General features: G+C 69.0%; 14 protein-coding genes. 6 read left to right on the forward strand and 8 right to left on the reverse strand.

From position 1 onward, the window contains the following. Both QJS33_RS20445 and QJS33_RS20450 read right to left on the reverse strand, forming a co-directional pair. On the reverse strand, positions 1 to 423 hold a 423-nt coding region (locus QJS33_RS20445; RefSeq protein WP_306369641.1), incomplete at its 3' end, for a hypothetical protein. A gap of 92 nt (positions 424 to 515) precedes the next feature. After that, positions 516 to 998, reverse strand: coding sequence for an ATP-binding protein (locus tag QJS33_RS20450; protein WP_306369642.1), 483 nt, complete (start codon positions 996 to 998; stop codon positions 516 to 518). Positions 999 to 1,197: 199 nt separating this feature from the next. Here QJS33_RS20450 and QJS33_RS20455 point away from each other — a divergent pair, with 199 nt between their 5' ends. Together QJS33_RS20455 and QJS33_RS20460 are read left to right on the forward strand one after the other, a co-directional pair. Next, positions 1,198 to 2,052 (forward strand): helix-turn-helix transcriptional regulator, encoded by an 855-nt coding sequence (locus QJS33_RS20455; RefSeq protein ID WP_306369643.1) that lies wholly within the window; start codon positions 1,198 to 1,200, stop codon positions 2,050 to 2,052. Positions 2,053 to 2,066: 14 nt separating this feature from the next. Then, positions 2,067 to 2,246, forward strand: coding sequence for a DUF397 domain-containing protein (locus QJS33_RS20460; protein WP_306369644.1), 180 nt, complete (start codon positions 2,067 to 2,069; stop codon positions 2,244 to 2,246). A gap of 56 nt (positions 2,247 to 2,302) precedes the next feature. Here the strand turns inward: QJS33_RS20460 and QJS33_RS20465 are convergent, their stop codons facing one another. The 5 genes from QJS33_RS20465 to QJS33_RS20485 form a co-directional block, all read right to left on the reverse strand. Next, positions 2,303 to 2,779, reverse strand: coding sequence for a TrmO family methyltransferase (locus tag QJS33_RS20465; protein WP_306369645.1), 477 nt, complete (start codon positions 2,777 to 2,779; stop codon positions 2,303 to 2,305). A gap of 51 nt (positions 2,780 to 2,830) precedes the next feature. Beyond that, the gene (locus QJS33_RS20470; RefSeq protein ID WP_306369646.1) at positions 2,831 to 3,559 is read right to left on the reverse strand and encodes a phosphotransferase; all 729 of its coding nucleotides are present in this window, start codon (positions 3,557 to 3,559) and stop codon (positions 2,831 to 2,833) included. A 130-nt stretch (positions 3,560 to 3,689) separates the two neighbouring features. Beyond that, on the reverse strand, positions 3,690 to 4,985 hold the full coding sequence (hisS, locus tag QJS33_RS20475) for a histidine--tRNA ligase (RefSeq protein WP_306369647.1): 1,296 nt from the start codon (positions 4,983 to 4,985) through the stop codon (positions 3,690 to 3,692). A gap of 49 nt (positions 4,986 to 5,034) precedes the next feature. Continuing rightward, complete coding sequence (locus QJS33_RS20480; RefSeq protein ID WP_306369648.1) at positions 5,035 to 6,270, reverse strand: hypothetical protein; 1,236 nt, start codon at positions 6,268 to 6,270, stop codon at positions 5,035 to 5,037. Between the two features lie 41 nt (positions 6,271 to 6,311). Next, positions 6,312 to 6,482 (reverse strand): hypothetical protein, encoded by a 171-nt coding sequence (locus QJS33_RS20485; protein ID WP_306369649.1) that lies wholly within the window; start codon positions 6,480 to 6,482, stop codon positions 6,312 to 6,314. Positions 6,483 to 6,775: 293 nt separating this feature from the next. Here QJS33_RS20485 and QJS33_RS20490 point away from each other — a divergent pair, with 293 nt between their 5' ends. Further along, positions 6,776 to 7,423 carry an HAD family hydrolase gene (locus QJS33_RS20490; RefSeq protein ID WP_306369650.1) on the forward strand — a complete coding sequence of 216 codons (648 nt, stop codon included), beginning with the start codon at positions 6,776 to 6,778 and terminating at the stop codon, positions 7,421 to 7,423. On the opposite strand, the gene QJS33_RS20495 is transcribed toward QJS33_RS20490, so the two are convergent. Next, positions 7,407 to 8,639: a helix-turn-helix transcriptional regulator gene (locus tag QJS33_RS20495; RefSeq protein WP_306369651.1), complete on the reverse strand. Its 1,233-nt coding sequence runs from the start codon at positions 8,637 to 8,639 to the stop codon at positions 7,407 to 7,409. The genes QJS33_RS20490 and QJS33_RS20495 overlap by 17 nt on opposite strands. A gap of 302 nt (positions 8,640 to 8,941) precedes the next feature. Here QJS33_RS20495 and QJS33_RS20500 point away from each other — a divergent pair, with 302 nt between their 5' ends. Genes QJS33_RS20500 through QJS33_RS20510 form a run of 3 tightly spaced genes read left to right on the forward strand, consistent with a single transcriptional unit; the run spans position 8,942 to position 11,543 of the window. Beyond that, positions 8,942 to 9,418: a roadblock/LC7 domain-containing protein gene (locus QJS33_RS20500; RefSeq protein ID WP_306369652.1), complete on the forward strand. Its 477-nt coding sequence runs from the start codon at positions 8,942 to 8,944 to the stop codon at positions 9,416 to 9,418. Further along, the gene (locus QJS33_RS20505; RefSeq protein ID WP_306369653.1) at positions 9,415 to 10,221 is read left to right on the forward strand and encodes a DUF742 domain-containing protein; all 807 of its coding nucleotides are present in this window, start codon (positions 9,415 to 9,417) and stop codon (positions 10,219 to 10,221) included. Before QJS33_RS20500 ends, QJS33_RS20505 begins: the two co-directional genes overlap by 4 nt. Continuing rightward, positions 10,218 to 11,543, forward strand: a complete 1,326-nt coding sequence (locus QJS33_RS20510; protein ID WP_306369654.1) for a hypothetical protein — start codon at positions 10,218 to 10,220, stop codon at positions 11,541 to 11,543. The genes QJS33_RS20505 and QJS33_RS20510 overlap by 4 nt, the downstream gene beginning before the upstream one ends. Positions 11,544 to 11,589: the final 46 nt, after the last annotated feature.

Below are 11,589 nucleotides of genomic sequence, written 5' to 3' on the forward strand. Positions count from 1 at the left end.
GTCGTTCAGCTCAGCCGGTCGCGGTCGGGGAACCGTGGTGCGGTCGAGGTAGGGGCGTACCAGGGCTCCGCCGATCTGGTCGAGGTCGGCGTCCAGCGCGTCCTCCGGCTCGAACGGCGCGGAGTGATCGCGGTAGGCCTGCTTCCAGCGGGTCGAGGCTGTGGACGCCCCGGCCACCCAGATGTTCTGCGCCGGGAAGCCGGACGGGTCGGCGAGCAGATGGTCGCCTCGCCTACAGTGCCCGGGGTTGCTGCCGGGCGTCGGTGCTGCGGGCAGCGCACGCGGTACCCGGGTGAGACGGTCCAGTCGAGGGCTGAAGATCGCCGCCAGGGCTGTGGCCAGTAGCGCTGCGGTCAGGGCCCACACGCGCCCGGCCATGCTGTGGCAGGGCCTGCGGTGGCGGCCGGTAGTAGGGTTTCCCATGGTCTCCTCCTGGTGGTTTCAGGTGGTGATCACGCCCCGGCCGGTGTGCCAGCACCAGCCGGGGCGCTTCGTTTTCAGGGGCGCGGGGGTGTTCACGCCAGGAGCGCCGTGGAGCGCGGTGCCCGCAGGCGGGCGCGTTCCTCCACCAGCGCGCGGGTGCGGTGCGCGTCCAAGGCGCGGCCGTCCATCGCCACCGCGAACCACACCCGTTTGCCCACACCGCAGGGGTAGGCCCCGCACGCCTCGCGCGTGAATGCCTGGATCAGCCCGAGCCCGCGTCCGTGGTCGCCGGTCACCCAGGCCAGCTCCTCCGGTTCAGGGAACACCGGCACGGTCGGCCCGGTGTCGTACACCTCGACCACCCCGCAGCGGTCCGGCCGCGCCCAGACCTCCACACCGACCTCGGGGCGGCCGTGCAGCAGGGCGTTGGTGAACGCCTCGCTCACCGCCAGCCGGGCCACGCCCAGCCCTGCCTCATCCATCCCGGCCGCAGCCAGCGCCCCGTCCGTGAGACACCGCGCCAGACCCACGTCCTCCGGGCCCGGGCGCCTCCAGACGCACATGACTTCGTGCACCGCACATCACCTCGCTGTCGTCACCGATGCGAAGCGGGCCGCGTCGCCGCTCACTTTCGGCCCGCTGTGCGTCCATCATGATTTGCAACAACGCAAATTACAAGCTCAGCAAGTTAATTTGCGTACAATGAGTGACAATGCGTGCTTCCCCTGGGTGGGAAGATGACAGCGCCGGTATCGCGATGGACAGGAGGTGGAGATGCCCGAGGGCACTCCCGCGCACGGTTCCCCCGCCCGCAGGCACTACCTGGTCAGCCAGCTCAAGCGGCTACGGGTGCAGACCGGCCTGTCCCAGGAAGAGGCCGCCGAGGAGATGGGCTGGCACAAGTCCAAGGTCTCCCGCATGGAGAACGGCAAGTGGAAGCGCCTGAGCAGCCCGGAGATCGACGCCCTCTGCCGCCTCTACAAAGCGCCCGACGACCTCCGCGAAGAACTGGCCCACATCGCCAAGGCCGCCAGCCGCAACCGCACCTCCGCCTGGTGGAACGCCTACGAGGACGTCCCCGGCGGCGCCTACTACCCGCTGGAGTACGAGGCCGGGCAGATCTTCGAGTACACGATTGGCCTGTTCGGCGGCCTGGCCCAGCACCCCGACTACATCCGCGCCCTCATGGGCCGGGGCGCCGTTCCTGACGAGGCCGAGCGCGAGCGCAGGACCCAAGCCCGCCTGGAGCGTGCCCACAGCATCCTGCACCGCGACGAGCCGCCGCAGATGTGGTGGGTGATCGACGAACCCGTCCTCACCTGCCAGGTCGGCGGACCCGGCGTGATGCGCACTCAGCTCGCACACCTCCTGGAGCTGAGCGACCACCCTCGCATCGATCTCCAGGTCCTGCCGCAGGCCGAGGGCATGAGCCTCAACTACGGCTTCAGCCTTCTCTGGCTCGGGGACGACCGGGTCGGCCACGTGGATGTGCCTCCCCAGGGGCTGCTGTTCGACGCCCCGGAGGACGTGCAGCACCATGAGCTGAGGTCCCACCACCTTCGGGCTGCCGCGCTGTCCCCCGAGCGGTCCCGTGACCTGATCCGGTCCCGGATCGCCGCACTCGACTGAGGAAGGTTTTCCACATGAGCACCCAGAGCACTCCTTGGCACAAGTCCAGTTACAGCAACGAGGCCGGGACCTGTGTGGAGGTCTCCGAAGGTCCGGTGACGCGCGTGCGCGACAACCAGAACCTCCACGTGCAGCCGCTGGCCTTCACCCCGGGAGCGTGGGCGTACTTCCTCGGCGGCCTGCACACCGACTGACCACCGGTGCCCGCCGACCTCGGCGGGCACCGTGCGTTCACCGTTGGAGTTCGCCTCTACGTGTCCGAGCGCTTCTCCCAGTACCGGCTGAGCATTTCCCCGGGCCAGGAGGGCTGGCTGATCTCTCCGCGCGGGCCGAACTCGGCGAACCAGGGGGCGATGTCGTAGACGGGGGTGCCGTCGACCGCGTCCAGGTCCTCCACGTGGAGGTCGCGGCCTTCGACGCTCAGCAGACGGGGGTGGGAGACTGCGATCCTGGCCGGGCGCCGGTGGTTGCGGTGGACGAACGTCCCCGTCTCCGGCCAGTCCGGGTTGTTGCGCGGATGACGTGCACCGAGGTGTACGTCGGCGTCGGAGCCTCGGCTGAAGTGCCACACGACTTCGAGGTGGCTGAACTCCTTCAGACCCTTCAGCGTGTCCAAGGGGAGGTCCTCGTTGAGGCGGATGACGGACCGTACGCCGCCCCAGTAGTCGTCACTGACCTCGGACCGGCCGCCGATGACGGTGGCGATGGGGGAGAGCGTGATCTCCACGGTGTTTCCCTTCTCGAGCGCTACCACAATGCGCGCTTGGTCCCACGGCGATCACGACAGCTCGGCCAGCAGTGACCTTCCCGCCCTGCGGGCATGCTCGGTCTGATCTGTCGCCCTGCCTCGGCGTCTGGCGCCGAGGATCCTGTTCGCGCAGACCCACAGCCGACTGAGCTTGCCGTCCCGGCATGTGAGGTCGGGGGCCAGGCGCTCGGTGATCTCCTCCGCGAAGTCGGGCACCCGGAACGCCGACTCCCACAGTTTCGCAGCGTCCAGACCCCGGGGCATCAGGCCCCAGCTGTCCCAGTCCAGGAGGAACAGGCGGGGCGCGGTGAGGTTGGCCCAGTGCAGATCCCCGTGGCCGATCACCCAGCGGGAGACAGTCGTGTCGACCGATGTGCCGAACGCTTCGTGGATGGAGCGGTCGATGTCCTCCTGGACGAGGGAGACACGGTCGGTGTTCGTGCGAGCCAGGCGCTCCAGCGCGGCGGAAAGGTCCTCCCACCACTGTTCGGTCAGCTTGGGGGCTTTGTCCAGGGTGTAACCGTCGGAGACTGTGGGCTCATGGACAAGGGTCATCTCCTCGGCACGGCAGACGAGGCCGTCGTTCATCCAGTGCACCGCCTGGATGAACGATGGCTTGGGGACGCCGAGCACGGCCATCGAGGTCTCCAGCCCGCTGAACTCGCGGGAGAAGACCCTGGACGGCGTGTGCCAGCTGATACGCGCCCAGGTCCCACGCGTTGTCGGAGCCCCTACCGACAAGCGCGAACCCCGCACCACCAGGTGATCCTTAACGAGGTGGGTGCCAAGCCTGGCTGCCGCCGTCTCGAGCACCCCCGGCGGTCTCGCCTGGGCCTGGGAGTAGACGGACGCCGGAGTGTTGCGTTCGGGGGTGGGTGCGCTCAACCGGTCACCTTTCGAGACGCTCCCGCAGGTCCGCGCTGGCCTGCGCCAGGGGGACGCGGTTCTGATCGCCGGAGACCATGTCCCGGAGGGTGACCTCTCCGGCATCCTGCTCATCGGGGCCGAAGATCACCGTGTACCGCGCGTTCTGAGCGTTCGCCCATTGCAGCTGCTTGCCGAGTTTTCCGGAGGAGCCCAGGTAGGTGCCGACCCGCAGACCGTGCGCGCGCAGTTCGCCTGCCAGCCTCATCAGCTCGGCCTGGCCGCCCAGCACAGTGATCGCGACGTCGAGGCCCACGGCCGAACCGTTGCCGGTGTCCTGGAGGGCCAGGATGCGCTCGATGCCGATGGAACCCCCGCAGGCGGGCATGTCCGGGCCGCCCAGCGAGGCGACCAGGCCGTCGTAGCGTCCACCCGCCGCGATCGACCCGGGGAAGCCCTCGGCCTCCACCTCGTAGATCGCACCGGTGTAATAGTCCAGGCCACGGACCATGCGCGGGGCGAACACGGCCCGGTCGCCCAGGCTGGAGGTCAACTCCAGCAGGCTGTCGATCTGGGCGAGGCCGCGCTGGCCGCGCTCGTTGGTGGCGAGCTTGGACCGGATCAGGTTCTGGTCGTCCGAGGCGACGTCCTCGGCCAGGCGTTCGGCACTCGCCACCTCCAGGCCACGCTCATCGACCAGCTCCTTGGCGACGGCGCCGACGCCCACCTTGTCGAGCTTGTCCAGAGTCGCCAGGACCCCGTCACCGTTCTCCTCGGCGACGCCGTAGACCTCCAGGAGACCGCGGAGCGCTTCGCGGCTGTTGACGAGGAAGCGGAACCGCTCCACACCCAGAGCGTCCAGGCTCTCGGCCAGGGCCAGGACAACCTCGGCGTCGGCCAACGGGGAAGCCGAACCCACAGTGTCGATGTCGCACTGGACGAACTCCCGGAACCGCCCCTCCTGGGGGCGGTCGGCCCGCCACACGGGGCCGATAGCGTAGCGCTTGTAGGGGTTGGGAAGCTTCGCCCCGTGGGTGCCGATGACACGGGCCAGAGGAACCGTGTGGTCGTAGCGCAGCGCCAGGTCGGGCTTGCCGGAGGCCTCGTGGACCCCGCGACGCAGGATCTTGAACAGGAGCTGGGAGGCCTCTTCGCCGTACTTGCCGGTCAGCACCTCCAGCCGCTCGAAGGCGGGCGTCTCCAGTGGGTCGAACCCGTAGCGCTCGAAGACGTCGCTGACGGTGGCGAACGCCGCCCTACGGCGGCGCAGGTCGTCGGCGAGGAAGTCCCTCGTTCCGGAGGGGGCTGCTGACTTGGCCATGTGAACGCTACTCCTGCTGTGGTTTCAGGCTTCCCGGGATGGCGTCAGACTACTGTGGGTCAGGTTCGCTGACCGACCAGTCAGGGAAGTGCCGGGCCAAGAGTTCCACCAGCGCGGCGCGGTCCTCAGGACTTCCGTGACCGGTGTGCAGGAGCGGTGTTCCGTCGATGGCCTCCAACTCCTCCCATCCGTTGAGCGAGTCCATGAGTGTGCGCACCCCCGTCATCAGGGACAGGGACATCTGTGGCACGATCGCGTCCAGGGCGTGTGCCTGGTAGTAGATCGAGGAGCGCCGGGGCGCGGTGGAGTCGATCCGCTCGGAGTAGTTGACCTCGCTCACCTGTGGGTAGCACGAGTCCAGTAGCACCTTCGGCACGTCCCACACCGGCATGAAGCAGTCCACCTCGCCGGTGCGGCGCTTGGGGTAGGGGAGCGGTCGGCGTCCGTTCATCAGGCAGAACAGCAGTTCCGCCATGACGTCCTCGCGGTTGTAGCCCATCAGCAGGCTGGAGCCGCCGATCTCCTTGTTGAGCGCGCGACCCACGAGATTGAGCAGCCAGGTCCCGAAGAAGTGCGAGGAGTCGGGCCCGTAGGTGGACCTGATCTCGGACCACAGGGCCTGGGGAGTGGTGCTCATGCCCAGCAGGGCCGCGATGTCCTCCGGGTAGAGCACGCGGTGGCCGAACCCGTGGCCTTCGCAGAGTTCTCGTGCCCGTTCGGCGGCCGACCCCCGCCAGAGGGGGTCCAGGACCACGGTGAAGCACAGCACCTGGTTTGCGGGGAGGTCTCGCGCCGTGGCGTAGCGGCGCAGACCCTGGACGATGCTGCTGGAGTCGCCGCCGCCGGAGATCCCGGCGACCAGCGGAAACTCCACGCGGTGTTCGTGGAGGAAGTCCGCGATCTTGTCGAAGACCATCTCGCGGAGCTGGTCGTCGTCGACGAGGTGGACGCCGTGGAGGGAGTCCTTCTCCGCGTACTTGAGGTCGTACATGGCCGCGACCGGGCGGTCCGTGTGCGCGAAGGTGGTGAGGGCGGGCGGGACCAGGTCGGCGTCGGTGTTGCGCATGCACTGGAGGATGACGTTGCTCGTCTCGGGGATGGCGTCGAGCGTGTGAGAGATGGGAACGGGCCGCAGGCTCCCGTCGCCGGGCACTTCGTAGGCCTGGAACATGGACGGCGGAAAGCGGTTCGCGCGCAGCAGATCGGCGAACGACAGTGCGTCCTTCTGCGCCAGGGGCCTCGCTCCGTTGGCGAAGAGCAGTGTGACCCGTTCCCAGTTGCTCACTCAGGACTCCTTCGTTCTCTGGGGTGGACGGACTCGTCGGTCTAGTAGTGAGCGGTCAGGGCGGAGCAGGACAGCGTCTCCTCCACCCGGGGCGCGGTCATCCGGTCCATGCCGACCTGCGGCAGGGTGAGCGTCATGATCCTGCCGAGGTCGGCGGTGGTGAACTGCGTCGTGCGGTCGGTGGACGTCGTGAGACTGGTCTTGTTGCTCATGTGCGCCTTTCCGTGGGGTCGTCACCATCACGATGACCGGAACCGATCCGCCGTCCAGCTGGGTTCGTGCCGCGAACGGTGGCCGGAGTCAGCAGTGTTGCGCGAACCGGGACGGCGACCTATGCGCACGCGCATAATCTCGCCGTTCGATTTATGCGCGGTGTTCGAAAAACCCAGCATGGCCAGCTCGTAAGGGCCGTGGTACGTCGGATGCGGATACCTCGACTCGTCGCTGGTTCTACGCTGAACGCCGAGAGTTCCGTGCACGTCAGGTCTGGAAAGAGCAGGAGAACATGATTCGCTCAGTGGTGTTCGACGTCGGAGAAACCCTCATAGACGACACCCGGGAATGGGCGCGCTGGGCCGACTGGCTCAACGTTCCCCTGCACACCTTCTCCGCCGTACTGGGGGCTGTGACGGCCGAGGGGCGCAACAACGCGGAGACCTTCGACTACTTCCGCCCAGGCTTCGACCTGGCCGAGGAGCGCCAACGACGTGAGGACGCGGGCCGCGGGGAGCTCATCGAGGACGTGGACCTGTACCCCGACGTCAGGCCCGGGCTACAGGCCTTGCGGGACGCCGGACTCTGGGTGGGGATCGCCGGAAACCAGACCGCCCGTGCCGGAGAGCTCCTCCGACAGCTGGACCTTTCCGTCGATGCCATCGCCACGTCCGGGGAGTGGGGGGTGGCCAAACCCGACCCCGGCTTCTTCGACCGTGTCATCGCCATGGCTCCCGGGGAACCGCAGGAGATCGTGTACGTGGGCGACCACCGCGACAACGACGTTCTCCCCGCCCGTGAAGCGGGGTTGCGGCCGGCGCTGATCCGTCGCGGCCCCTGGGGATACCTGTGGGCGGACGACCCGCAGGTGCGCGCGCACGCGGACTGGGTCATCGACTCGATCAAGGAACTGCCGGGCCTGCTCACCGCAAGGGGCTGACCCCGGTCTGAGCGACGAACTCACGAGCCCGGCCCTGAGCCCGGCCGGACGACAGCAGCAGGCCCGACAGCGCCCGCACGTGGGGGTTGAGCCGGGTGTGCTCCGGGGCCCTCTGCCACGCGGATTGAAGGTTGGCCAAGGCCGTCTCTTCACGTCCGAGGAGGTGGTGGGCGCGGGCCACGTCGATGAAGTAGTGCGACGCCCGCTCAGCGGGGAGTTCCCGGGGCGGAGTCCAACCCGCGGCCGCGTGGAGGGCCTGGTCGGGGTCCTCGCATTCCAGGGCCAGGGTGACCTGGTGGACGCGCACGGAGGCGCTACCGAAAGCCGTGCCGGTGTAGACCGCCTCCCGGGTGTGCTCGGCGGCGAGGCGCGCTTGTGCCAGGTGGGGTTCGGCCTGGCGGGGGTTGTGGTCTCTCGCGGCGAACACGGCGGCGCGCATGTGCAGGGACCCGTAGGCCGCCCATGAACGCGCGTCCGAGGGCGTCAGGCTGTCAGCTGCGCGTTCCAGCAGACGGCGCCCGGCTTCGTGTTCGCCGGAGCAGAAGAAGGTCTCCCCGCGCACGTAGGTGGCGGCGGCCCGTGTGACGTCGTCTCCGGTCTGGTCGGCCGCCCACAGGAGTACCTGGATGGTGCGGGCGGAGAGGTGGTGGAGGCCGAACTTGTCCGCGATCGCGTCGGCGGCCCGGTAGGCCTGGACCAGCAGTCGGGCCGCGTGGGCACGTTCCTGCCCATGGTGGCCCAAGAGGGCGCGGCTCAGCTCGGGGAGCAGCCCGGGGAGGCGTTGCATCAGGCAGCTGTAATGGGAGTTCAGGCGGCATCGAATGATGCCGTTGACTTCGCGCTGGAGCTGGCCGAGAGACCGCACCCGCCCGTCGTCGGGGAGGTCGTACCGGTTGACGAGGGATTCCAGCAGCGCGATGCCCCGCTTCCAGTCGACATCACCGCTTCCGCTCGCGGGCGTCGGCTGCTCTGGCTCGGGCTCCGTGAGGGAGCGAGGTGCTTCGTCGGCCGGGAGCGGGTCCAGGGCTCCGAGCCCCTGGAGAGCCTCGTGAATCTTGCGTCGGTCGCTGAGGCCTTTACCGGCTTCAGCGCGCGTGATGGTGCTTTGGGCGACCCCGCACATCCTGGCCAGGGCTTCCTGGGACAGGTTCTTGACCCGTCGGCGCAGAAAACGGATCACCCGCTGGGCGTCACGTTCTCGGACGGCGTCCACCATCTCCGGATCCCGCCATACCCACGAGGGGATGCACTGACAGGACCCATGGTGGGCGCCGCGGTCCCGCCCGCAGTTTCCACAACGCATCGAGGGGTTCCTCCGTCACCTGGGGGTGCAACGAGATCACTCCACAGTAACCACGGGGCCGTCTCCGCGTTCAGGTTCTTTCCGAAGCGGAGTGACCTTCTCTGGAGCCTCTGCACCTGTCAGGAGCGAGAAATCGAACAGCTCGCATAGTTCGAACACCGCGCTTATCCGAGTACGCATAGGTTTCTGCCCTGGGCGCTCACAAACTGCTCGGCATGCCGACCACAACACCGACGCCGCCGCGTCTGATGAACACCATCGCTCCTGAACCCGAGCACCACGGCCGACTCCAGGACCTGTTGGACGAGCTGGTCCGCGACACCGCCGCCTCCTACGGGGTGGTGTTCGGTACTCACGGACTGCACCTGCTGCGGTCCGGGGACCTGGGCCAGGTGGGCGCGGAGAGCGTCACCGCGATCATGACGAACGTGCTGCTGCTTTCCCGCGGGGCCGGGAAGCTCACCGCCCGGGGCGAGGCGGAGACGATCGTGGTCCGCTACGCCTCCGGCGCGCTGGCCCTGGCCCCGTTGGGCGACTCGTTCGGGCTGGGGTTGTTGACCGGTGATGCGGAGAAGCTGGCGCACATCGCTTACGCCATCGCCCGGTTCACCACCCGAGCCGCGCACCTGCTCCCCCCGGACGCCCTTTCCTCCCTTGGCGGCCTGCTGCCCGCTCCGGGAGGGGCACGGTGAGCGCTCTGGTTCCGGCCCCGCTGCTGGTGAGGCCCTCAGCAGCGGTGGTCATGCACACCACGGTCGAGGCCAACCCCGCCGTCCCGTCCTCCTACCAACCGGACCTGCCCGAGGCGTTCTGCCAAGTCCTGCAGCTGTGCCGAGGGCTGGGCAGGTCGGTGACCGTGGCGGAGCTGGCGGCCCGCACCTGTCACTCCCCAGCCGTGGCCGGTGTGGCGGTCGCCGAACTCGCGGATCTGGACCTGGTACGGGTGGTGCGCGCCCCCGCCTGGGCACAGCGACTACGGGCTTGGGCCACCCGCACCCGCCCGGTCCCCGTGGCGGTGTCGGTGATCAAGACCCTGGTCGTCAGTGCCCTGGCCGAGTACACCCGGCATGCACTCGCCGACCTGGGCGGCGTCGGCCCGTGGCGGTTGCAGGGGCCGCCGGTGATCGAGGTCGCGACCACCCGTATCGCACCCGACCTGGACCTGCTCGCCCTGGGCATCAGCGCGCTGGGCGGGGCGAGCCCGGTCTGGGGGGACGTGTGCCGCGAAGCCTTCGGCGCCATACTCATCACCGGCCCAGGGGCCGAAGAGTTGAACACAGCGCGCGAGAGCCTGCTGCCCCTGCGCGAGTTCGGCGTTCCCGTGGTGGTCCTGGTCCACCAGGACGGTGCCGGTGACGTGGACACCGACGTGGTGCGCGCCTGCCTGGGCCTGTCCGCACACACTCCCGTGGTGGTGGGGGACGTCCATGAACGCGGCATGTGCGAGGCGCTGATGGACCTGTGCTCGGCCCGAATGAACGGAGGCCGGCGATGACTCGTAATCCGCGCGCGGTGGTGTTCGGGTCCGGGCACTCCGCTCTGACATTGGCCACCGGGTTGTTGGCGGACGGGTGGAGAGTGGATGTCTTCACCCGCCATTCCACCCCCGAGATCCTGGGCCACGGCGCCGGGCTGACCCAGCTCACCCTCCCCTCGGTGCACGCCACCGAACTCGCCCTGGGGCTGGGGCTGTGGCAGCACACCGCCCCGCCCGCCCACCAGGTGCGCATGCGCATGCTCCCCTCTTCGGGAGAAGGGCTGGAGTTCACCGCCCCCCTGCCGGGAGCCGCAGTGGCGGTGGACCACCGGCTCAAGAGCGCTTACTGGCTCCAACACGTCACCGACCGGGGCGGGCGGGTCCACGAACGCACCTGCACCTCCGGTGACGTGACCGGGTTCGCCGCCTCGGGACTGCACGATCTGCTCGTGGTCGCCCCCGGCGTCGACTCCGACCTGCGCCACCTGTTCACACCCGACCCCGACCGCACCGGCGGAGCCACCGACCGCGTTGTCGTCCAGGTCCACCTGGCCGTACCCGAAGACGACCTCCCCGACCACGCCCAGGTTCTGACCTGTCCGTGGGGTGAGGTGATGCTGTACCCGGTCCTGACCGTGAACGGCCTCACCCCCGCCCAGGTACGGGCCCTGTCCGCTGCGGACGCACCGCCGGTGCACGTCACCCCCTTCGCGGGGGTCTGCGTGCAGGTCATGGCCCGCCCCGGTAGCCCGCTGGACCCCACACCCGCCATATCCCCGGACGGGTCCAACGGGCAGACGGGCGCGGGTCTGCCGCGCAGGCACGGTGCCCACGCCCGCACCGCCTGGGCCCACGTCCTCGGCCAGCTCCGCACCCTGGACGCCGAGCTGTCCGCCCGGTGCTCCGACCATGAAGTGGTGACCGGCTCGGAGCTGGTACGCGAAATACACCCGCAGGTCAGGCGCGCGGTCACCACCGTGGCGGGCCGACCCGTGGTGGGGATCGGGGACGCGACGATGACCGTCGAGCACGCCTCCGGCCAAGGAGCGGGAGCTTCCACCTGGGTCGCTTCGACGCTGCGTGACCAGATCCACCAACAGCGTCAGGCCAACGGGGTGCTGGACGCGGAGTTCCTGTCAGGGGCGTGGGAGGCGTACTGGGCCCGGCACGGTCAGTACACCTCGGCTTTCGGCGGTTTCGTCACCACTTACTGGAGCGGGTCCCTGTCCGAACACGTGCTGGCCGGGTTCGCCCAGACCGTGTCCACCCCAGAGGGGGCAGCGGCGTGGGCGGCCGGACTGGACGACCCAGCGCGGATGAACCGCCTTCTCCCCCTCTGACCTTCCTCTGCTGTCCTCCTCTTTTCCCGAGCTGGAAGGTGTTGCT

The organism is Nocardiopsis sp. CC223A, from assembly GCF_030766825.1.
In the GTDB taxonomy this organism is placed as follows: domain Bacteria; phylum Actinomycetota; class Actinomycetes; order Streptosporangiales; family Streptosporangiaceae; genus Nocardiopsis.